Origin of the sequence: Pseudomonas sp. NPDC089547 (assembly GCF_050280665.1) — a bacterium.
Lineage (GTDB): Bacteria > Pseudomonadota > Gammaproteobacteria > Pseudomonadales > Pseudomonadaceae > Aquipseudomonas.
This window is the reverse complement of record NZ_JBNNVS010000002.1, coordinates 19673-41853: the sequence shown is the minus strand read 5'-3', so window position 1 is coordinate 41853 and position 22181 is coordinate 19673. Positions and strand designations below refer to the sequence as shown.

Sequence of the window (22181 nt, the reverse complement as noted above, 5' to 3'; positions counted from 1 at the left end):
GGGGGGCGCTGTTACCACAGCGCCAGGGTGTAGCCGATGATCAGGCGGTTTTCGTCCACGGCGTTGGTCAGGCCATTGCCAGAACGGAAGGTGACGTTGCGCCAGCGCAGGCTCACGTCCTTGAACGGGCCGCTCTGGATGACGTAGGTGATATCGGTATCGCGTTCACGCTCGCGGCCATTGCTGACGGTGGCGGTTTCGGCATGGCGGCCATCGGTATAGCGCGTCATGAAACTGAGGCCGGGGATACCCATGGCCACGAAGTCGTAGTCGTAGCGCACTTGCCACGAGTCGAGCCCGGCGCGGGTGAAGGTGTTGTAGGTGACCAGGTTGACGGTGAACGGGTCGCCACCATTGACGAACGGGAAGGCGCTGTCGCCCGACATCTGTTGCCAGGTGGCGGTGAATTTGTGCGCCCGTACGCCGAGGGTGAACATGGCGTTGAAGTTGCGGTTGTCGATGTTGCCGGCACGTTCGGCGCCGTCATTGCGGCTGTCGAAGTAGCGCAGGTCGCTGCGCAGGCTCACGCCTTCGCTCAAGGGGCGGGTGTCGATCAGGCCGACGAACTGCTGGCGGTAGATGTCTTCGAGTTTGGCGTAGTAGTAGCTGATGCTGGTTTGCGGGGTAATGGCGTAGCTGCCACCGCCGAAATCCAGGTGGTCGCTGCTTGCGGCGCCGTAGCCAATGTCGTCGCGGCCCGAGGAGTCGCGCAGGTTGGCCTTGGTCAGACGGCCGCCGTTGAAGGTGAGGCCATTGATGTCCTGACTGGTAAGCAGGCCACCCTGGAAGGTGGACGCCAACAGGCGGGTGTCGTTGTAGACCACCACCGGCAAGATCGGCTGTAGCGTGCCCAGGCGCAAGGTGCTCTTGGATACGCGGACCTTGCCGGTGAGGCCCAGCTCGCTGTAATCGTCGACCGGTTCGTGGCTGTTAGGGCCGAAGGGCAGCAGGCCGGTGTTACGGCGATCGCGGCTGGAATCGAGCTTGATACCCAGCTGGCCCATGGCGTCGACGCCAACGCCGACCAGGCCTTCGGTGAAGCCCGACTCGATCTTGGCAGTAAAGCCCTGGCCCCATTCCTCGGCCTTGGCCTGGGGCGCATTGCTCTGGCGGAAGTCGCGGTTGATGTAGTGGTTGCGCAGTTCCAGGCGTGCGTGGCTGTCGCCGATGAAGTCTGCCATTGCCGGCAAAGGCAGGGCGAGGGTGGCCAGCCAGGCGGCTGACATGAAGTGCGTGCGGTTCATTGTTGTTGTTTTACCCGACATGGTTGATCGTCCTTGAGGTCAGTGCTTGCTGGCGCCGGCGGCGCCGATCCCGGTCATGGAGCGGATGAACTGGGCCAGGTAGCGGCCGCGCTCTTCGCTGGCGCGTTCCGAACTGTCGGTAACCGAGAACACCCAGGCACTCAGGAAGGCCAGGCTCATCGAGAACAACGCCGGGTTGCTGTACGGGAACAGCGCTTTCTCGTTGTGCAGTACGTTGACCCACACCGCCGGGCCCAGTACCACCAGCACTACCGCCGATACCAGCCCGGCCATGCTGCCGCACACCGCGCCGCGGGTGGTCAGGCCTTTCCAGAACATCGAGAGCAACAGCACCGGGAAGTTGACCGAGGCAGCGACCGCCAGCACCAGGCCGGAGAGGAAGGCGATGTTCTGCGACTCGAACATCAGGCCGAGCAACACCGCCAGCAGGCCGATCAGCAGGGTAGCGATACGCGACACGCGCATTTCTTCCTGTTCGGTGGCCTTGCCTTGACGCACTACGCAGGCATACAGGTCGTGGGACACGGCCGACGCACCCGACAGCGCCAGGCCGGCGACTACCGCCAGGATGGTGGCAAACGCCACGGCAGAGATGAACCCAAGGAACAAGTTGCCACCCACCGCCTGGGCCAGGTGTACCGCGACCATGTTGCCGCCGCCGATGATCGCGCCGGTGGCATCGCGGTAGGACGGCTCGGTGCCGACCATCACGATGGCGCCAAAGCCGACAATGATCAGCAGCAGGTAGAAGTAACCAATGAAACCGGTCGCGTAGAACACGCTCTTGCGTGCTTCCTTGGCATCGCTGACCGTGAAGAAGCGCATCAGGATATGCGGCAGGCCCGCGGTGCCGAACATCATGCCCAGGCCCAGGGAAATGGCATCCACCGGGTTGGACAGCAAGCCACCCGGTGCCATGATCGCCTGGCCCTTGGCATGCACGGCCACGGCGCTGGCAAACATGGCTTCGGTGCTGAAGCCGAAGTGCTTGAGCACCATGAAGGCCATGAAGCTGGTGCCCGACAGCAGCATCACCGCCTTGATGATCTGCACCCAGGTGGTGGCGAGCATGCCGCCGAAGGTAACGTAGGCAACCATCAGCACACCCACAAGCACCACCGCGTACAGGTAGCTGATGCCGAACAGCAGCTCGATCAGCTTGCCGGCGCCGACCATCTGCGCCACCAGGTACATCAACGCGACCACCAGGGTGCCGAACGCCGACGTGAGACGAACCGGGGTTTGCGCCAGGCGATAGCTGACCACGTCGGCGAACGTGTACTTGCCCAGGTTGCGCAGGCGTTCGGCGATCAGGAACAGAATGATCGGCCAGCCGGCCAGCACGCCCAGGGCATACAGCAGGCCGTCATAGCCGTTCATGAACATCATCGCGGAAATGCCCAGGAAAGACGCGGCGCTGATCATGTCGCCGGCGATGGCCAGGCCGTTCTGCATGCCGGTCAGGCCCCCGCCGGCGGTATAGAAATCGCTGGCGGAGCGGGTGCGCAGGGCCGCCCAACGGGTGACCAGCAGGGTGAAGCAGACAAACACCATGAACATCGAGATGGCAGTCCAGTTCATTGTGCGCACTCCTGCTTGACCTTGTCGTTGAGCGGGTCGAGTACGTTGTTGGCGCGGTGTACGTAGATACCCGTCAGGGCGAAGGACAGCAGCACCATCAGCACGCCCACCAGCATGCCGACAGTGGTCACGCCGCCGCTGAGGGACTGGCCGAGGGTGCTGGGGGAGAACGCCACCAGCAGGACGAAGCCGTAGTAGATCACCAGCATCGCCAGGGTCAGGCTGCCGTTGAGGCGGCGCTTGCGCCGCACCAGGTGCTGGAAGTCGGGGTGGTTGGCGATGCTTTCTATGCGTTCGGGTGTCATGGGTTGCGATCTCTGGGTGTTGTAATTGTTGTATGTGAGGTCACGCGGGTGCTGCTTGCCGGTACTGCGGGTGCGATCCTTGTAGGAGCGGCCTTGTGTCGCGAAAGGGCTGCACAGCAGCCCCGACAATCTGTGATCAGCGCCAAGATCCTGGGGCCGCGTTGCGGCCCTTTCGCGACACAAGGCCGCTCCTACAGCGATCGCACTCGCAGTCCGAGCAGGGTTTGGTCTTAAAGCTGATCGAAGTCGAGGACTACCTTGTCGCTCACCGGGTAGGTCTGACACGACAGCACATACCCGGCTGCCACTTCGTAGTCCTCCAGCGCGTGGTTGCTGTCCATTTCCACTTCGCCCTCGATTACCCGGCACTTGCAGGTAGAGCAAACACCAGCCTTGCACGAGTAGGGCAGCTCGGCGCCAATGGCATTGCCGGCGTCCAGCACGTTCTGGGTATTGCGTGGCAAGTCGAAGGTGAGGGCGCGGCCGTCGCTGATTACCGTGATATGGCTGAGCGCCGAGTCCACCTGACGCGCTGCTTCACGGGCCTCACGGCGGGCTTCGCTGCCGGCCGCGGCAAACAGTTCGAAATGGATGCGCTCCTTGCCCAGGCCATTGGCCTGCAAGCTGTCGCGTACGGTTTCGGTCATTGCCTGCGGGCCACAAATGAAGGCGGCGTCCAGGCCTGGCACGTCCAGCCAGCGCGAGAACAGCTGGCCGCACTTGTCGGCGTCGATGCGGCCGTTGTACAGGTCAACATCCTGCTGCTCGCGGCTGAACACGAAAATCAGGTTCAGCCGGTCGAGGTAGCGGTTCTTGAGGTCCTCGAGCTTGTCGCGGAACAAGGCTCCCGAACTGGAGCGATTGCCATACAGCAGGGTGAAGCGGCTGTGCGGCTCGCTGGCCAACGTGGTGCCGATGATGGACAGGATCGGGGTAATGCCACTGCCAGCAGCCACGCCCAGGTAATTACCCTGGCGGGTTGGGTCCAGCGGTACGTAGAAGCTACCAGAGGGCGGCATCACGTCCAGTTGCTGGCCTGCCTTGAGCACTTCATTGGCAAACGCCGAGAAGCGCCCGCCTGGCACACGCTTGACGGCCACGCGCAGCTCGCCGTCCTGCACGGCACTGCAAATGGAGTAGGAGCGGCGGACCTCTTCGTTATCCAGCTGGGTACGCATGACCAGGTACTGGCCCTGGGTGAAGCGAAACTGTGCTTGCAGGTGCTCGGGCACGTCGAAGGCAATCGACACCGCATCACGGGTCTCGTTGCGGACTTGCTTGATGGTCAGGCTGTGAAACTGGCTCATGGCGTTCTCCACGGCTCAAATGCATTTGAAATAGTCGAACGGCTCCAGGCACTCGCGGCAGCGGTATAGCGCCTTGCACGCGGTGGAGCCGAACTGGCTGAGCAATTCGGTATGGGCGCAGCCGCACTGGGGGCAGCACACCTGCGGCGCGTGACCAAGCAGGCTGCGCTTGCTGGCGCTGCCTTGCGGCGGGGCGATGCCGTAGGCGCGCAGGCGTTCACGGCCCAGCGCACTGATCCAGTCGGTGCTCCACGCTGGTGTAAGCTGCCGCTCCAGGTCCGGCGCGGCAAAACCCGCCTGCTCCAGTGCTTGCCGGATATCGCCTTCGATCACTTCGGTGGCCGGGCAGCCCGAGTAAGTCGGGGTCACCACCAGGTGCAAGTGGCCGGCGCGCCAGTCCAGATCGCGGACAATCCCCAGGTCGACCACGCTGACCACGGGCACTTCCGGGTCCATGACCTGGGCCAGGACCTCCCAGGCCCGGGCCAGGTCATCGCCGCGTGGCGCCCGCGCACCACGGTCGCCGGTAATCAGCTCACCAGGTTGCATCGGGGTAGGCCCTTGGCAGGAACTGCATCTCGGCCAGCAGCAGGCCCAGGTGCTCGGTGTGCAAGCCTTTGCGACCGTCGAGGTAGAAGTGGCTGGCAGCCTTGGGCAGCGGCAGCTCGACCGAAGCGAAGGTCTCGCTCACCTGTTTCAGCCAGGCAGCCCCGACGGCAGCCGGGTCGGCAGCAATACCGGCTTCGGCCAGTTGCATTTCGTTGTCGCTGCCTGCGGCCAGCTCGACCGTGAAGCGCCACAGCGCCGGGATGGCAGCGAGCATGCGCTGGCGGCTTTCTTCGGTACCGTCGCCCAGGCGCTGCACCCACTCGCTGGAGCGGCGCAGGTGGTAAGTGACTTCCTTGAGTGCCTTGGCGGCGATGCCGGCGATACGTTCATCGCACGAACCGGCCAGGCCCTTCAGCACGGCGAAGTGCCAGGCGTCGTAAAGGAACTGCTTGGTCATGGTCACGGCGAAGTCGCCGTTGGGCTGCTCGACCAACAGTAGGTTGCGGTAGGCCCGCTGGTCCCGGCCGAAGGCCAACGCGTCGGCGTCCCGGCCATCGTCCAGCAGCTCGGCTGCGTATTCCAGCCAGTTGCGCGCCTGGCCGACCAGATCGAGGCCAACGTTCATCAGGGCCAGTTCTTCTTCAATGGCCGGGGCGTGGCCACACCATTCACACAGCCGCTGGCCTTGAACAAGGGCACTGTCGCCAAGCAGCAGCAGGTAGGGGATAAGGGCTTCGTTGTGCATGGCCAACCTCACATGTGTCCGACTTCGTCGGGCAGTTCGTAGAAGCTGGCATGGCGGTAGACCTTGTCGTCCGAAGGGGCGAACAGCGGGTCTTTTTCGTCAGGGGACGAGGCGGTAATCAGTGCCGAAGGCACTACCCACAGGCTGACGCCTTCGCTGCGGCGGGTGTACAGCTCACGGGCATTTTCGATAGCCATGGCAGCATCGGCGGCGTGAACGCTGCCAACGTGCTTGTGGTTAAGGCCGTGCTTGCTGCGCACGAACACTTCGTAGAGGGTCCAGACAGACATTTTCGATCTCCGCATCAATCGCCGCTCAGGCGGCGTTCTTGTTCTGTTGCTTGCGTGCGTAGGCGACGGCGGCCTCGCGAACCCAGGCGCCGTCCTCGATGGCTTTGCGCCGGGTGGCGACACGTTCCTGGTTGCACGGGCCGTTGCCCTTGAGTACTTCGTAGAACTCGTCCCACTGGATTTCGCCGAAGTCGTAGTGACCGCGCTCGGCGTTCCACTTGAGGTCAGGGTCAGGGGCGGTGCAGCCGAGCAACTCCAGTTGCGGCACGGTCTGGTCGATGAAGCGCTGGCGCAGTTCGTCGTTGGTCTGGCGCTTGATCTTCCAGGCCATGGACTGGGCGCTGTTGGGGGAGTGTTCGTCGCTGGGGCCGAACATCATCAGCGAAGGCCACCACAGGCGGTTGATGGCGTCCTGCACCATATCCCGTTGGGCCTGGGTGCCGTGACGCATCATGGTCAGGAGCATTTCGTAGCCCTGGCGCTGGTGGAAGCTCTCTTCCTTGCAGATACGGATCATGGCGCGGGAGTAGGGGCCGTAAGAGGTGCGTTGCAACACCACCTGGTTGACGATGGCGGCGCCATCCACCAGCCAGCCCACTGCGCCCATGTCGGCCCAGCTGAGGGTGGGGTAGTTGAAGATGCTCGAATACTTGGCCTTGCCGCTGTGCAGCTTGGCGATTTCTTCGTCACGGTCGGCGCCCAGGGTTTCCATGGCGCTGTACAGGTACAGGCCGTGGCCGGCTTCGTCCTGGATCTTGGCCATCAGTTGCAGCTTGCGCTTGAGGCTGGGGGCGCGGGTGACCCAGTTGCCTTCTGGCAGCATGCCGACGATTTCCGAATGGGCGTGCTGGGAGATCTGCCGGATCAAGGTCTGGCGGTAAGCCTCGGGCATCCAGTTCTTGGCTTCGATCTTGATTTCGGCGTCGATCTTTTCCTGGAAGTTGCGCTCTTCGGGCGACATCTCTTCCAGCGCCTTGACGCGCTTGACACCGGTTTCCACTAGCTGTGCGTACATGTGCTGCGACTCCTGCTAAGGCATGAGTCATTTGTAAGCGATACAAAACATAACGTCAAACAGTTTTATGTGTATCAAATAAGATTTGTGTATCGCTTTGCTGCCCTATGGGGCTGCTACGCAGCCCTTTCGCGACGCAAGGCCGCTCCTACAGGAGATCGCGGACCCGTGTAGGAGCGGCCTTGCGTCGCGAAAGGGGCGCAAAGCGCCCCCCAGCATTCTCACAAGCAAAAAAAAGCCCCGGGCAATGCCGGGGCCGAAAAGGCAGCTGAATGAATCAGCTGGCCAACCGTTTGTCGAATACGTGGCAAGCCTTGCCCTCGGAGCGCTTGAGCGTACCGCAGGGCTGCAGGTGCACCTGGGTGCTGATGCCAATGTAGGTCTTGATCTGCCTGGTCAGCTCCCCGGTCAGCAGCTTGCGCTGTGCTTCGTCCAGGTGCTGGCATTCTGCGCGTAACTCAACATGCACCTCGACACTGTCCAGGTTTCCATTGCGATACAAATGAATCTCATAAAGCTCAGAAAGCTGTTTTATTTTTAATACCTGCTCCTCGATCTGGGTCGGGAACACGTTGACTCCGCGAATGATCAGCATGTCATCGCTGCGGCCGGTGATCTTGCCAATGCGTCGCATCGGCCTGGCGGTGCCGGGCAGCAGACGCGTGAGGTCGCGAGTGCGGTAGCGCACCATCGGCAGCGCTTCCTTGCTGAGCGAGGTGAACACCAGCTCACCCAACTGGCCGTCTGGCAGAACCGCTCCGGTAACCGGGTCGATGATTTCGGGGTAGAAGTGGTCTTCCCAGATGGTCGGGCCGTCTTTGGTCTCGATGCACTCCATCGCCACCCCTGGGCCCATGATTTCCGACAGGCCGTAGATGTCGAGGGCGTTGATACCCAGGCGCTGCTCGATTGAGCGGCGCAGCTCGTCGGTCCACGGTTCGGCACCGAAAATGCCCAGCCGCAGCTTGAGGTTGTGCGGGTCGATGCCCTGGCGTTCGATCTCGTCGGCCAGGTTGAGCATGTAGGACGGGGTGACCATGATGATGTCTGGCTGGAAGTCGCGAATCAGCTGCACCTGCTTCTCGGTCTGTCCGCCGGACATCGGGATTACCGTACAGCCCAGGCGCTCGGCGCCGTAATGCGCGCCAAGGCCACCCGTGAACAGCCCATAGCCGTAGGAGACATGCACCTTGTCACCTTTTCGCCCGCCGGCCGCACGGATCGAGCGGGCCACCACATTGGCCCACGTGTCGATGTCATTCTGCGTATAGCCGACCACGGTCGGCTTGCCGGTGGTGCCGCTGGAGGCATGCAGGCGTACCACCTCTTCCTGGGGCACGGCAAACATGCCATAGGGGTAGTTGTCACGCAGGTCGTTCTTGCCGGTGAAGGGGAACTTCGCCAGGTCTTCAAGGCATTGCAGGTCGTCGGGGTGGGCGCCGCACTCGGCAAAGCGCTTGCGGTACAGCGGCACGTTGTCGTAGGCGTGTTTCAGGCTCCAGCGCAGGCGCTCCAGCTGGTGCTGGCGCAGGGCGTCGACGCTGGCAGTTTCCATAGGGTCCAGCAGGGCACGATCGGCATCATGGTACATGTTCATGGCTTCACTCGAATTGTTCTTGTACGCCGCACGGTACCGGTTGCAGGCCGTGCGGTGAGTGTCATGAGCGCAGCATATACGGCTGCGTTCGGTTCGGTAACAGGCGGATGGCCGGATCCGCTCAGAGGCGTTCGATGACCATGGCAATGCCTTGGCCAACCCCGATGCACATGGTGCACAGGGCATAGCGCCCGGCGGTTTCCTCCAGTTCGTGCAGGGCCGTGGTGACCAGGCGGGCACCGCTCATGCCCAGCGGATGGCCCAGGGCAATGGCACCGCCGTTGCGATTGACCCGGGGGTCGTCGTCGGCCAGGCCCAGCTCGCGCAACACTGCCAGGCCTTGGGCGGCAAAGGCTTCATTGAGCTCGATGACGTCCAGGTCGGCCAGCGACAAGCCTGTAAGTTCCAGTACCTTGCGGGTTGCCGGCACCGGGCCGATGCCCATCAGCCGCGGTTCGACCCCGGCTACAGCCATGCCGACGATACGGCCGCGGGCCTTGAGGCCATGACGGCGGGCGGCGGCACTGCTGGCAAGCAACAAGGCGCAGGCGCCGTCGTTGACGCCGGATGCGTTGCCTGCAGTGACACTACCGCCTTCGCGGAACGGGGTGCCGAGGCGGGCCAGTTGCTCCAGCGTGGTATCCCCGCGAGGGTGTTCGTCATGCTCGACCACCTTGGCCGGGCCTTTACGCTGGGGGATCTCGACCGGCACGATTTCCTGCGCCAGGCGACCGCGCGCCTGGGCTGCTGCTGCCTTGTGCTGGCTGCGCAGGGCGAAAGCGTCCTGGTCGGCGCGTGAGATGTTGAATTGCTCGGCGACATTCTCGGCCGTTTCCGGCATTGAATCGGTGCCGTAACGGGCCTTCATCTGTGGGTTGACGAAACGCCAGCCGATGGTGGTGTCGTAAAGCTCGGCCGAGCGCCCGAACGCCTGCTCCGACTTGCCCATCACGAACGGTGCACGCGACATCGATTCCACACCGCCGGCCAGCATCAACCCGGCCTCACCGCAGCGCAGGGCGCGCGCAGCGTTGCCGATGGCGTCCAGGCCGGAGCCGCACAGGCGGTTGATGGTGGTGCCGGGCACTTCGATCGGCAAGCCGGCGAGCAAACTGGCCATGTGCGCCACATTGCGATTGTCTTCGCCAGCCTGGTTGGCACAGCCGAGGATGACGTCATCGACGGCCTTCCAGTCCAGCTCGGGGTGGCGCTGGATCAACGCCTTTAGCGGGATGGCGGCGAGGTCGTCGGCACGCACGCCGCTCAAGGCCCCGGCGTAGCGGCCAATGGGCGTGCGCACGGCATCAATGATCAAGGCATCGGCCAGGGTGTTATCAGTCATCTTGCGTCTCCTGCGCCAGCACGGTGCCGCGCACTTTGTAGGATTTGCCGTGGAACATCGCCACCAGCTCACCGCGCTGGTTCTGAATGCGCACGTCGTAGAGGCCGGTGCGCCCTTTGCGGCTGACCTCGCTGGCGTCGGCAGTGAGCACGTCATCGCGCAGCGCTGGCGCCAGGTAATCAATGCTGCAGCCCAGCGCCACCGTGGCCTGGTCGTAGCTGTTACAGGCAAAGGCAAACGCCGAGTCGGCGAGGGCAAACAGGAAGCCGCCATGGCAGGTGCCATGGCCCTGGATCATGTCGGCGCGCACGGGCATGCGCAGGCTTGCCCGGCCAGGGCCGGCATCCAGCAGGCTGATGCCCAGGCCCTGGGTGGCCGGGTCTCGGGCGTACATGGCGTCGGCACAGGCTTGTGCCAGTTCGACTTCAGTCATGCAGGGTGCCTCCTTTGGCTTCGCAGCGACGTAACAACAGGGAAGGGCGGTAGCGGCTCTCGCCGTAGCTGCGCTGCAGGTTGTCGAGCACCCGCAGGGTATTCGGGATGCCAATCATTGCGGCCCAGGCCAGGGGCCCGCAGGGGTAGTTGACACCTGCACGCATGGCCAGGTCGATGTCAGCAGCGCTGCCAACGCCCTGTAGCACAGCATCCGCGGCTTCGTTGGCGAGCATTGCCACGGTGCGCAACACCACAAGGCCCGGCAAGTCTGCAACTGCGGTCACCTTGAGACCGGCGCGCTGCAGCAACGCCACGGCCTGGTCGCGGGCGCTGTCGGTGGTGTCGGCAGACCAGCTGACGGCTATGCGCGTGGCGGTGCTGTAATCCAGGGCGAGGTCAAGCAGCACCAGGTTGCGCAGGCCGTCTTCACGGGCGCGCTGGCTGGCGAGGCGGCCATCGGACAGCGCCAGCGTGGCATCGCCGACCTGAATCAGGCCGCTACCGGCGCGCTGGGTTATGGCGATACCGTTCAAGCGCAGGCGCTCGACCAGAGGCTGCAGCACACCCAGGTGCCCCTCGATGACGCAGGTTTCGGCGCTGGCGTGGCTGTGCAGTTCGGCCGGCGCTGGGCGCTCGGCGCCTTCTTTGTAGCTATAAAAGCCTTGGCCAGTCTTGCGGCCCAGGCGGCCGGCATCTACCAGTTCTTTTTGCACCAGTGAAGGCTGGAAGCGGAAATCCCCATAGAACGCATCGAACACCGAGCAGGTGACGGCGTAGTTGACGTCGTGCCCAATCAGGTCGGTGAGCTCGAAAGCGCCCATGCGGAATCCGCCAGCATCGCGCAGCAACGCGTCCAGGCTGGCACAATCGGCTGCACCTTCCTGCAACAGCCGCAGGCTTTCAGCATAGAAAGGGCGTGCCACACGGTTGACGATGAAGCCCGGCGTAGAGCGCGTGTGCACCGGCTGTTTGCCCCAGGCCTGGGCGGTGTCGTAGATACACGCGGCCACGGCGGGAGCGGTTGCCAGCCCCGATACCACTTCAACCAACGCCATCAGGGGTGCCGGGTTGAAGAAATGCATGCCAACCACTTGCTGCGGGCGAGCCAGGCCAGCAGCCAGGCTGGTGATGGACAGCGACGAAGTATTGCTGGCGATGATGCAATCAGCGCCGCACAAGGCTTCCAGCTGACTGAACAGCGCCTGCTTGACCTGCAGGTTCTCGACGATGGCTTCGATCACCAGGCCGGCATCAGCCAATGCCTCGAGCGTATCGACCGGGCACAACCGCAGGCTGATCATTTCCCGGTCAGCGGCCTGTAACTTGCCTTTTTCCACGAGCCGGTCGAGCTGCCGGCCAATGCCGGCCACAGCCTGGGTGGCGGCACCGGGGCGGTTGTCATAGAGCTTAACAGGGTGACCGGCCTGGGCGGCGACCTGGGCGATGCCAGCCCCCATGGCGCCGGCGCCGATCACCGCAACCTGCACATTGCTTGCGAGTGCGCTCATGTTCAGCGCCCCTTGAATGCTGGCGTGCGCTTGTTCATGAAGGCGCTTACGCCTTCACGGTAATCTTCGCTGCGCCCCGCCAGGCGCTGTAGGTCACGCTCCAGCTCCAGCTGCTGATCGAATCCGTTGTCAAAGCTGGCGTTGAGGCTGCGCTTGATCAGGGCCAGGCCATAGGTTGGTTGAGTGGCAAGCTGGCGGGCGAGGGCGAGGGCTTCGTCACGCAGTGCAGCATCGTCCACCACGCGGTGGATCAGCCCCCATTGCTGGGCCTGTTCGGCGCCCAGGCGCTCACCCAGCATGGCCAGAGCCTTGGCCCTTGCCATGCCGACCAGGCGTGGCAGCAACCAGGTACCGCCAGAGTCCGGCACCAGGCCGATCTTGCAGAAGGCCTGGATGAAGCTGGCCGAACGAGCGGCCAGCACCAGGTCACAGGCCAGCGGGATATTGGCACCCGCGCCGGCAGCAACGCCGTTGACTGCACAGATCACCGGCAACGGCAGGTCGCGCAGGGTGCGCACCAGCGGGTTGTAGAACTTGTCGATGGATGCGCCCAGGTCGGGCATATCGGCACCTGGCGCCACATTGCGGTCGGACAGGTCCTGCCCCGCACAAAAACCACGGCCTTCGCCTGTCAACAGCAGCACCCGCACCTCGCCGTTCTGGCGGACTTGCTTGAGTGCCTCGCGCACTTCCAGGTGCATGGCGGTGTTGAAGCTGTTCAGCTGCTCGGGGCGGTTCAACGAAAGCAGGGCAACGCCGTGCTCAATGGAAAACAGGATGTGCTGGAAAGTCATGACAGACTCGCTCCGTCAGTCGAGGGGAGATGATCAGCGGCCCTGGAAGCGGGCCTGGCGCTTTTCCTGAAAGGCTTGAATGCCTTCGTTGCGGTCGGCGGTGCCGGCCAGCAAGGTGAATGCATGGCGCTCGAAGCGCAGGCCACTGGCCAGGTCGGTATCCCCGGCCTTGAGCAGTGCTTCCTTGGCCAGGCGTACGGCCAGCGGCGCCTTGGCGGCGATACTGCGAGCCACCTGCATGGCGCGCTCCACAGTGAATTCGGGCTCGGTGATTTCGCTGACCAGGCCGGCCTGCTGGGCGTGGCGGGCAGTGATGGCTTCGCCGGTGAGCACCATCTGCATGGCCAGAGGCTTACCTACAGCCCGGACCAGGCGCTGGGTGCCGCCTGCGCCAGGGATGATGCCCAGGTTGATTTCTGGCTGGCCGAAACGGGCGTCGGTGCCGGCGATGACAATGTCGGCGCACATCACCAGTTCGCAACCACCGCCCAAGGCGTAACCGTTGACTGCCGCAACCAGCGGCTTGGCGAATGCGGCAATGCGTTGCCAGTGAGCTACACGAGGGTCATTGAGGATGCCGACCATATCGCGCTCGGCCATCTCGCGGATGTCGGCCCCTGCGGCGAACGCCTTGCGGCTGCCGGTAATGACTACAGCACCAGCCTGGTCATCCTGGGCGGCCGCATCCAGCGCAGCAGCCAGCTCTTCCAGTAACTCGGTGCACAGGGCGTTCAGTGCCTCGGGCCGTTGCAGGGTAATGAGCTGGACACCGTTTTCCGGCACCTGCACATCGAGATATCGCGGCATGTGGGGTTCCTCTGGCTGCACGCACGGCACATCGTGGGGCCGGCATTTCTTGGAATTGTTTGCAGGGGCGCGATGCTGGACCGCGACCAGGTGAGACCAGTATATGCATTACGCGATACACTTTAGCAAGCTTGGTGCTTTGTTTATGTATCCTTTATTTTTATCGTGACACTACTGACTACGGGCAGATATAGAGTGATTAAAGGTTTCATCTATGAGTTTTCGATGGATTTTGTCATTTTTCTTGCACGCTTCCGGTCACGACAAAAGCGATACACAATTGACGAGCATTTACGTTGTGATACAAGATCCATTGGCATCTCAAATCATTTCAGGAGCTTTGCCATGCCTTGTTATCGACTGGACGGCCTGACGCCCGTGGTGCATCCGACTGCCTACGTGCACCCCAGTGCAGTGCTGATCGGCGATGTCATTGTCGGCCCACGCTGCTACATAGGCCCACTCGCATCACTGCGCGGGGATTTCGGCCGAATCGTGCTGGAGGAGGGGGCCAACCTCCAGGACACCTGTGTGATGCATGGCTTTCCGGGAGGCGACACGGTCGTGGAACGCAACGGGCACGTTGGCCATGGTGCCGTGCTGCACGGCTGCCGAGTGGGTGAAGACGCCCTGATCGGCATGAACGCGGTGGTGATGGACGGAGCCCATGTGGCGCCGCGCTGCATCGTCGCAGCGACCGCGTTCGTCAAAGCCGGCTTTGAATGCGAGGTGCAAAGCCTGGTGATGGGTTCACCGGCCCAGGTGAAACGGCGCCTGAGCGAACAGGAGCTGGCCTGGAAGCAGCGTGGCACGGCGCAGTACCAGCAGCTGGCCCAGCGCTGCATGAACACCATGGTCGAATGCCCGCCACTGACCGAAGCCGAACCGCAGCGGCCGCGCATGGAAGATACCGGCGTCAGACCCAAAGGCCAGGTCACCGCATGAGTGCTGTCGCGTCACGCAATGGCCAGGCGGCCCGCCGCACAGGTATAGTCGGTGCTTTATCCGCGCACAGTTCGCCCATGAGCAATCTTGCCCCCCTGAACAACCTGATCACTCGCTTCCAGGAACAGACCCCGATCCGCGCCAGCTCCCTGATCATCACCTTGTATGGCGATGCCATCGAGCCCCACGGCGGGACCGTCTGGCTGGGTAGCCTCATCAACCTGCTGGAGCCGATAGGTATCAATGAACGGTTGATCCGCACGTCGATCTTTCGCCTGACCAAAGAAGGTTGGCTCACTGCTGAAAAAGTAGGCCGGCGCAGCTACTACAGCCTCACGGGCACCGGCCGCCGACGCTTCGAAAAAGCCTTCAAACGTGTCTACAGCCAGAGCCAACCGGCCTGGGATGGCGCCTGGACGCTGGTGCTGCTGTCGCAACTCGAGGCCGGCAAACGCAAGGCCGTGCGTGAAGAACTGGAATGGCAGGGGTTTGGCGTCATGGCGCCGAACCTGCTGGGATGCCCCCGGGCTGACCGGGCTGACCTGGCTGCCACGCTACGCGATCTGGAGGCCAGCGACGACAGCATCGTCTTTGAAACCCACACCCAGGAAGTACTCGCCTCCAAGGCCATGCGCGCCCAGGTACGGGAAAGCTGGCGTATCGAGGAACTGGGGCAGCAGTACAGCGAGTTCATCCAGCTGTTCAGGCCGCTGTGGCAGGGCTTGAAAGAGCAGCAGGTGCTTGATGCACAAGATTGCTTCCTGGCGCGCACACTGCTGATCCATGAGTACCGGCGCTTGCTGTTGCGCGATCCGCAACTACCGGATGAGTTGCTGCCAGGGGATTGGGAGGGAAGGGCTGCCCGACAGTTGTGCCGCAATCTTTATCGGCTGGTGTTTGCCAAGGCAGAAGAATGGCTGAACGCTGCACTGGAGACGGCGGATGGGCCTTTGCCGGATGTTAACGAGAGCTTCTATAGGCGTTTTGGTGGGTTGTCTTGAAGCAATTAATGCTAAGCCATGTCAACCTTATCCTTGTTAATGCTCACCATCGTACACATTAACTTGAAATAGTCATACATAATGTGTGCTACTGTTAACCTTAATTCAGTTAGTGTTAACGATGGTGACCATTATGCCCGGCTATTTTCCAGTCGCATGCGCCGATACACTCAATAAGATCGGGCTTCTGGTGAAGGCACGTCGACTCGCCCTAGGCCTGCGCCAGGCCGATCTCAAGGCAGCCATCGACGTTTCGGCGCACACCCTGCGCAAGATCGAGAGCGGCTCTGAGCTGGTTGATCTGCGTTCATTCATGCTGGTGCTATGGCGGCTTGGCATCAGCGATACGCTGTTCTCATCGCTGGAGGACCTGGAAACAAGCTCTCAGATCACCCGCTTTACCTCGGATGACGATGTACATCAGGGTATCGCGGCCAGGCGCGTGCGGTTGGCGAAACCCAAGCCCGAGGAGTTCTGATGTCCCGAGCCTACATTTATATGGAGCACCCGGAAACGGGTGAGGTCATGACCCTGGGCCGGCTCACGCTCAAGGGCAAGTTGGGCGAGTTCCTGTATGCCCCTGATCAGGTGGCACGTGGAGGCTGGATACCCGACCCGATCAACTACCCGCTGCGTAGGGAGGCTTACTCAGGTATTTCCAAAAACCGCGGAATACCTGGCTTCATCAACGACGCCATGCCCGATGGTTGGGGTGAGCGTTTGCTGCACCGCGCGTATGGCCGGGACTTGGGCACGATCGACTTTTTGCTCAGGTCACCAAACAACGACCGAGTAGGCAACCTGATGGCCGGCAGTGCCACAACCCCTGCCGAAGGCATCGGCGAGGGTGCGATCCCGAACCTGAAGGGCCTGGCAAAGTTCATTGCTGCTTGCGAAGCGGTGTATGACGGGCAAATTGACCATGAGTCGGCCGCCACGCTGAATATCCGTCAACAACGTTCCGCATTAGGTGGCGCGCGGCCGAAACGCACCCTTCAGGACAACGGGATGCTCATTCTGGCCAAGCCACGTGATCGATTTGACCACTACGACTTACCGACAATCGAGTATGCGTGTATGACATTTGCGGCGGGGAAGGGCATCAATGTGGCCCGCACCGCACTACATGCTGAAAGCCCTTCCACTTTGCTGGTTGAACGCTTTGACCGTACGCCGATTGCGGAGGGCGCCCGGCGCATCCCAATGCTCAGCGGCTTGACCTTGCTTGATTCGGAGTGGAATGGCCCGCACCATAGGGATTGGCGCTATGCCGCCATGGCAGACGAGATGCGTCGGAGGGGCGTTCCAGAAGCCGACTTGCACGAACTGTTCAAGCGCATGTGCTACAACGCCCTAGTTGGCAACTCTGATGATCACCCGCGTAACCATGCCGTAATCTGGATTGGCGGGAAGTGGCGACTTTCACCAATGTACGACGTATTACCCATGCTTGATGAGGGCCCCGCTAAAGCCTTGGCCATGTCGGTTGGTCGCGAGGGCAGCCAGGTCAGCCGGGGCAACCTGCTTAGCCACCATGCACATTTTGCTCTCGCAAGGGATCAGGCCGAACAACTACTCGAAGAGGTCGCGGGATGGGAACAGGAATTGAAAGATCATTACGCGCAATTCCTCTCAGGTGACGACTTGGACATGGCCTGTGATGCAGTCAGCTCAGCACGTATGATGATGTGAATAGCGGCATGCTTTTATAACTACGCTAAATGACTATTTAGTGTAGTTATTAGCAGAACACGGCAAAAACAGGCCAAATCCGTGATAAAGCAGCCGGACTTCCCCCAATATCAGCAATTCAAGCTACCGCCGCCTGCTTGAATGGAGCAGGCGGCGGGCTTTCGATGCTCAATAGCCAGTCACAGTAGCGGGCTACGCCTTGCTGGACTGTCAACGTCGGTGCCTTGTAACCGGCAGCGCGCAAGCGCTCCAGGTCGGCACAGGTATAGCACTGGTATTTGCCACGCAAATGATCAGGGAAATCGCTGTACTCGAGTATGCCCTCAAGCAAGGCTACCTCAAGCGAAATCGGCGGTTGATCTTGTTGCTCGCGCAGTCGATTGATTACAGTCAAAGCCACGTCATTAAAGGGCTGGGCGCGACCGCTGCCAACATTGAAAATCCCGCTCAATTGTGGATTTTCAAGGAAGAACATATTGACCTTGACCACATCATCAACAGAGACGAAGTCTCGCAGATGGCCACCGCTGGGATAGTCGCCATAACTGCCAAACAGGCTGACTTTTCCGTGGGCCTGGTACTGGCCGAAGCAGTGCAGGGCCACAGACGCCATCGGACCTTTATGCTGTTCTTGGGGGCCGTAAACGTTGAAATAACGCAAGCCAACGATCTGGCTGCGAGCGCTTTTCAACTGCCGGCGTACCTGTTGATCGAACAGGAACTTGGAATAGCCGTAGACGTTCAGCGGGCGTTCACAGTCGCGCTGTTCGCGGAAGCCCCGTTCTGCGCCGTATACGGCCGCCGATGACGCATATAACAACGGAATCTGCTGCTGTTGAGCCGCTGTCAACAACTCACGGCTGAATCGATAATTGTTATCCATCATGAAACGGCCATCAGCTTCGACGGTGCTTGAACACGCACCTTGGTGCAGTACAGCGCGCACCTTGCCAAACTGACCACGACCAAAACGATCGAGAAAGTCGTCTTTGCCCAGGTAGTCGGCAATTTCGCTGTCGGCCAGATTATGGAATTTATCGCCATCGGTCAGGTCGTCAACGGCGATAATCTCAGATTCATTTCTTTCGTTAAGCGCCTGGACGAGATTGCTGCCGATGAAACCAGCGGCGCCGGTTACGATGATGGTCATGCCAGAATCCCCGTGAGGAAGCGGAGCCCGCATTTTAAACAAGAGAAAATGAGGCAACCTTAATCTGGGTCAACGACCGGGCCGGTTTTGATGAATGGAAGGCTTGGGCTGGCTTTAAATCTGGTAGCCCATGGGTTCAGGCGAAAATACGAATTAGCGCATAATGAGTATTATGTTAAATTTAGTATTTGGGCGCGACCGTCACTCTTGACAACTCCTTGATTTAACCATCTTTTCGTGAGCTAGGCCTTGGTTCACTAACTCAGTGATGAGCGGTTCATCCTTAGCTTGCATCATGGCACTCACACAGGAAGCTTCGTCCGAGAGCGTTACCGCTACGAAGAACGCTGCCATTGGCGTAGTCTTCCTAGTTTGGGAGAACCCGAGCTGGCAGGCATTCCTCTAGCGCCGCGATGCTCTTGGGTACCACCTCACCCGGAAGCTCGAAGACGGATGATGCTCAAGCTCTTGATCATCCTCTTCCTGTTTCAGTGCACTGTAGGTGTGGTGGCCAAGAAGCGCAGCCAGGACTTCCTGAATTTTCGCGTGCCATACCGAGCAGTGGTCAGTCATAAAATCTAGATGGTTAGCCGGTCTCTACGAGCCCGAAGGTGCGATTGACACAAAATATCCTACGGCAAGGCCCTCGGCTGTGAACTTCGGAGCAGCGCGCAGCAAACGTCAGAATCTAGAGGCCAACCTTCGGCAGACAGAACATTCGGCTAGGTCGTATGTCTGCTCTACTGTCGACTGCTTCCCAAATACCCTATGCTGGCCTTTTGATTTCGCGCATGGGGCCTCCACGCTCCTGAAAGGAGCAAATATGGGCAAGCAGCACGCAGTAGGGGCATCGCATGTTGAGGGAATTGATTTCGACATCCCTCTCCTACCCGAATCTGCTATCGACACCGATCAGCTATCCCGAGTAGGGTTCGCTGAAATCGCTACTGCCTCGCTTCGTAAAGTCCCTTCTACGTCGGGCTTCGTGCTGTCAATCGAAGGCCCATGGGGAAGCGGAAAAAGCTCAGTTCTCGCGATGATTCAGGCCCTGCTCAACCGTGAGGACAAGAAGCGTCAGCCAGTTATTGTGCATTTCAACCCTTGGCTGGTTGGCGACAAGGATGCCCTGCTCCGCCAGTTTCTAGCCAGCATCGCTAAGGCCGTTAAATTAAGCGATCACAGCAAGGATGGCCGGAAGGTAGCCAGAGAGCTCAAAGCTTACTCAAAGGTTTTTGATGTCCTAAAACACATACCAGGTGTGGAGCCGTGGGTGTCCTTGGTTAAGTCGGTGATGGATGCTGCAGGCGATGCCAGTGACGCCGTTGCGGAATACAAAGCGCCCGACCTTGAGGAGCAAAAGGATCGGGTCGAGGCTGCGCTTAGGAGCTTTGATCGCCCTGTCATTGTATTCATCGATGATGTCGACCGCCTTTTCCCTGCTGAAGTATTTGAGATGATCAGAATCATCAAGGCAGTCGGGGGACTGCCAAGGGTCGGATATGTCGTGGCTTGGGATTCCGCTTACGTTACTGCAGCTCTCTCTAGCGTCAAGGTTCCTCAATCGAGCTCGTACCTGGACAAGATCGTTCAAGTCAGGATGCCGCTGCCAAACCTATCCTTGAGCGCCCGGGCAAAGCTGTTTGACTCGGCTGTCGGGAATCTTGATCCGAAGGCGATCCAAACGTACTTCGAGGGGCAAACCAAGCGGCTGGGCTTCCTGTATCAACTAGGGTTACGCGACCTGTTGGAGCAGCCCCGTGATCTTGCCCGGGTATTCAATGCTGTGCGAATGATTGAGCCCCTTCTACGAGGTGAGATTGTGTTTGCTGACATCCTTGGGCTAGCAGCATTGTCGGTGAAAGCCCCGCAGGTGTATGACCTGTTGAGGGCTAAGCCACAGCTGTTCGTGGGACGTCTGCCAAGTGAGATTGGGCCTGGTGATTCTACAAAGCTTGTCGCTGAAGGCTCAGCTGAGCGAACAACTGCTTATGCACACGGACGCACTGACGCAATTCGGAAAGTCGTTCATTTCCTGTTTCCTGAGGTGGCAGCGGCAGAAGAAGGCTTCTCAATGGGCGACGGTAAGTACACTGATGGAGTGATTTCAGATCCTTCACGGCTACTCGTCGCGCTGCAGTTGGGCATAACAGATGGTGATGTGAGCATCAAGACGGCTCGACAGTATCTAGAAAATCCCGCCCAGCGGGAGAACATAGTTGCGGCTCTCACTCCTGAAGTGTGCCATGAATTTATGGACATGCTCGGCCAAATCGGCTCCTCTTTGCCGAGCGATCAACTCGACGATATTTCAAGTGTTTGTGTATCGCTCGCTCGGCTTGTTGATTCATCCGTTTTTGTAAAGCGTGAAAGACACCGTGATGGGGTCTTTGGAATGAGCCCTGACGACCTCGCCTTGCGACAGATTAAGCTGCTTACAGCTTCCTTTGACTCCATGAGCGCCTCAGCAATCTACACCCAAGTGGCTATTGACCCATACGCACTGAGCTGCGCGGCCGAGTTGCTTCGAGTGAGCTACGTACCGAATCAAAGGAGGTACGACAGCGATCTTTTGCTTGAGCAGGACAACAAGGACGCTGTGATACAAGCCTTTGCTCAAAACGTGCTGAATGCGACATACGCCTTGCCAAGTGATGAGGAAGTGACCAAAGCATTTTGCCCACTGAAGACCCTGCGTCAGCATGCTTCCAAGCGACTCGCAGATGAAACACTAGCCTATCCAGCGCGTGCAGCATGGCAATCGGTGCTAGATGGCAAGCCCCTTTATGGCGTGGACGGTACCGACGCAAGCAGATGATTAACTGGGGTTCCTCTCTAGGAACACCATTTCGTTTCGGTGGTTACGGAATGATGTTAAATTGCCATTCCTGATGCGAGGAATGCCCAAGGAGTGTTTCGTGAGGAATGGTTTGCTGGTTTCTTGGATGGCTCTTTCCCTCACGGGATGTGGAGATGGTAGCGAAGCCTACAGAAAGCAGGCGGAGAGCCTTAGCGGGGAAGTCAGTACTCTGCAAGCACAGATTGCAGCTGCGAAAACCAGGATCACCCAGCTCGAACAGGAAAATAATACTCTCAAAGAAACCCCGGCAGTGTTCTTAGCCCAGATAAGAAAAGCTGTGGATGCCGGGGACGAGGCAACCGCGAAAGCAGCCTTGGCATCGTTAACATCCCGCTACGCTGACTCCGCCGAAGCCGCGATCGGAAATGGCCTTTTGCAAAAAATGGTCAAGGATCGCGAAGCTAAGGAACAAGAAGAGCGCCGTCTGGCGGCTCTTGGTATGAAAGCGATCCCGGTCAAAGGTTCGTTCACCGCGGACGACAGCGCTGTCTCGCTTCAGTCTGCTCAAGTAGCCGGCCAGTGGAGCTTCAATGACCACGGTGATGAGTATGAGTACCGATCAGCTGAGCGCGGCTCTCGATACATCACCGCGAAGGTGACCTACTCGTCCAAGAGCAAAGATCCCCGCCTGGCTCCTCTGATCGTTTACGCATCAAACGGTGGCGAGCTTAAGCGGCTTGGTGTTATGGGCTTCGAGTTCGTTAGCTGGAGCAGCTATGCAACCTTCCTGGGTAACTACCACGACGACGCCAACGATTTTGCTCACAAGGCAAGCATCAGATTCTCAATGGGTCTTCAAGTCCCGAATGAAGCGATCACCAAGCCTCTGTACATCGTAGCCTCGTCTTCAGGGTGCGCTGATCGTAGCTCGGATCGATTCGGTAATCCGCCGGTGAGCTACTCGACCTACAGCTGTGACCAAGCAGCTCCCGCTGTGCTCCGGGCTAGCGATTTCAAAGAAGGCCGGTTCGGCATTGTTAAGCGTATTGATTGACA

General features: G+C 60.3%; 20 protein-coding genes and 1 pseudogene. 6 read left to right on the top strand and 15 right to left on the bottom strand.

The window, feature by feature from the left end:
- Positions 1–11: 11 nt before the first annotated feature.
- The 14 genes and pseudogenes from ACQKPZ_RS01950 to paaF all read right to left on the bottom strand — a co-directional run bounded on the left by ACQKPZ_RS01950 (position 12) and on the right by paaF (position 13540).
- Positions 12–1244: an OprD family porin gene (locus ACQKPZ_RS01950; protein ID WP_427535427.1), complete on the bottom strand. Its 1233-nt coding sequence runs from the start codon at positions 1242–1244 to the stop codon at positions 12–14.
- A gap of 39 nt (positions 1245–1283) precedes the next feature.
- Positions 1284–2852 (bottom strand): annotated as a pseudogene (locus ACQKPZ_RS01945) (cation acetate symporter); the annotation flags it as partial.
- Positions 2843–3151, bottom strand: coding sequence for a DUF485 domain-containing protein (locus tag ACQKPZ_RS01940; RefSeq protein ID WP_012272262.1), 309 nt, complete (start codon positions 3149–3151; stop codon positions 2843–2845). The pseudogene ACQKPZ_RS01945 and the gene ACQKPZ_RS01940, both read right to left, overlap by 10 nt.
- Positions 3152–3381: 230 nt before the next feature.
- Positions 3382–4458, bottom strand: coding sequence for a 1,2-phenylacetyl-CoA epoxidase subunit PaaE (gene paaE / locus ACQKPZ_RS01935; protein ID WP_391125632.1), 1077 nt, complete (start codon positions 4456–4458; stop codon positions 3382–3384).
- Positions 4459–4473: 15 nt separating this feature from the next.
- Positions 4474–5007, bottom strand: coding sequence for a 1,2-phenylacetyl-CoA epoxidase subunit PaaD (paaD, locus tag ACQKPZ_RS01930; protein WP_427535222.1), 534 nt, complete (start codon positions 5005–5007; stop codon positions 4474–4476).
- Positions 4994–5752, bottom strand: coding sequence for a 1,2-phenylacetyl-CoA epoxidase subunit PaaC (gene paaC / locus ACQKPZ_RS01925; protein ID WP_427535220.1), 759 nt, complete (start codon positions 5750–5752; stop codon positions 4994–4996). Before paaC ends, paaD begins: the two co-directional genes overlap by 14 nt.
- A gap of 8 nt (positions 5753–5760) precedes the next feature.
- Positions 5761–6042: a 1,2-phenylacetyl-CoA epoxidase subunit PaaB gene (paaB, locus tag ACQKPZ_RS01920; RefSeq protein WP_004374528.1), complete on the bottom strand. Its 282-nt coding sequence runs from the start codon at positions 6040–6042 to the stop codon at positions 5761–5763.
- Between the two features lie 25 nt (positions 6043–6067).
- Positions 6068–7057 carry a 1,2-phenylacetyl-CoA epoxidase subunit PaaA gene (gene paaA / locus ACQKPZ_RS01915; protein WP_427535218.1) on the bottom strand — a complete coding sequence of 330 codons (990 nt, stop codon included), beginning with the start codon at positions 7055–7057 and terminating at the stop codon, positions 6068–6070.
- A gap of 277 nt (positions 7058–7334) precedes the next feature.
- Positions 7335–8654, bottom strand: a complete 1320-nt coding sequence (gene paaK / locus ACQKPZ_RS01910; protein WP_427535217.1) for a phenylacetate--CoA ligase PaaK — start codon at positions 8652–8654, stop codon at positions 7335–7337.
- Between the two features lie 121 nt (positions 8655–8775).
- Positions 8776–9996, bottom strand: coding sequence for a 3-oxoadipyl-CoA thiolase (gene pcaF / locus ACQKPZ_RS01905; RefSeq protein WP_427535215.1), 1221 nt, complete (start codon positions 9994–9996; stop codon positions 8776–8778).
- Positions 9989–10429 (bottom strand): hydroxyphenylacetyl-CoA thioesterase PaaI, encoded by a 441-nt coding sequence (gene paaI, locus ACQKPZ_RS01900; RefSeq protein WP_391125614.1) that lies wholly within the window; start codon positions 10427–10429, stop codon positions 9989–9991. The genes pcaF and paaI overlap by 8 nt, the downstream gene beginning before the upstream one ends.
- Positions 10422–11939 carry a 3-hydroxyacyl-CoA dehydrogenase PaaH gene (gene paaH / locus ACQKPZ_RS01895; RefSeq protein WP_427535213.1) on the bottom strand — a complete coding sequence of 506 codons (1518 nt, stop codon included), beginning with the start codon at positions 11937–11939 and terminating at the stop codon, positions 10422–10424. Before paaH ends, paaI begins: the two co-directional genes overlap by 8 nt.
- Before the next feature lie 2 nt (positions 11940–11941).
- Positions 11942–12733, bottom strand: a complete 792-nt coding sequence (gene paaG / locus ACQKPZ_RS01890) for a 2-(1,2-epoxy-1,2-dihydrophenyl)acetyl-CoA isomerase PaaG (RefSeq protein ID WP_427535211.1) — start codon at positions 12731–12733, stop codon at positions 11942–11944.
- 33 nt (positions 12734–12766) lie between these two features.
- Positions 12767–13540 (bottom strand): 2,3-dehydroadipyl-CoA hydratase PaaF, encoded by a 774-nt coding sequence (paaF, locus tag ACQKPZ_RS01885; RefSeq protein ID WP_391125605.1) that lies wholly within the window; start codon positions 13538–13540, stop codon positions 12767–12769.
- A gap of 345 nt (positions 13541–13885) precedes the next feature.
- On the opposite strand from paaF, the gene paaY reads away from it, so the two are divergent.
- The 4 genes from paaY (at position 13886) to ACQKPZ_RS01865 (ending at position 17178) form a co-directional block, all read left to right on the top strand.
- On the top strand, positions 13886–14485 hold the full coding sequence (gene paaY / locus ACQKPZ_RS01880) for a phenylacetic acid degradation protein PaaY (RefSeq protein WP_391125602.1): 600 nt from the start codon (positions 13886–13888) through the stop codon (positions 14483–14485).
- A 77-nt stretch (positions 14486–14562) separates the two neighbouring features.
- Positions 14563–15486 carry a phenylacetic acid degradation operon negative regulatory protein PaaX gene (gene paaX, locus ACQKPZ_RS01875; protein ID WP_427535209.1) on the top strand — a complete coding sequence of 308 codons (924 nt, stop codon included), beginning with the start codon at positions 14563–14565 and terminating at the stop codon, positions 15484–15486.
- Between the two features lie 133 nt (positions 15487–15619).
- Positions 15620–15964, top strand: coding sequence for a helix-turn-helix domain-containing protein (locus tag ACQKPZ_RS01870; RefSeq protein ID WP_427535207.1), 345 nt, complete (start codon positions 15620–15622; stop codon positions 15962–15964).
- Positions 15964–17178 (top strand): type II toxin-antitoxin system HipA family toxin, encoded by a 1215-nt coding sequence (locus tag ACQKPZ_RS01865; protein ID WP_427535205.1) that lies wholly within the window; start codon positions 15964–15966, stop codon positions 17176–17178. The genes ACQKPZ_RS01870 and ACQKPZ_RS01865 overlap by 1 nt, the downstream gene beginning before the upstream one ends.
- Before the next feature lie 118 nt (positions 17179–17296).
- Here the strand turns inward: ACQKPZ_RS01865 and rfaD are convergent, their stop codons facing one another.
- Positions 17297–18328: an ADP-glyceromanno-heptose 6-epimerase gene (gene rfaD, locus ACQKPZ_RS01860; RefSeq protein ID WP_427535203.1), complete on the bottom strand. Its 1032-nt coding sequence runs from the start codon at positions 18326–18328 to the stop codon at positions 17297–17299.
- An 823-nt stretch (positions 18329–19151) separates the two neighbouring features.
- Between rfaD and ACQKPZ_RS01855 the strand changes: the two genes are divergently transcribed.
- Positions 19152–21143, top strand: coding sequence for a KAP family P-loop NTPase fold protein (locus ACQKPZ_RS01855; RefSeq protein WP_427535202.1), 1992 nt, complete (start codon positions 19152–19154; stop codon positions 21141–21143).
- A 100-nt stretch (positions 21144–21243) separates the two neighbouring features.
- Positions 21244–22179 carry a hypothetical protein gene (locus ACQKPZ_RS01850; protein WP_427535201.1) on the top strand — a complete coding sequence of 312 codons (936 nt, stop codon included), beginning with the start codon at positions 21244–21246 and terminating at the stop codon, positions 22177–22179.
- The last annotated feature ends 2 nt before the right edge of the window (positions 22180–22181 follow it).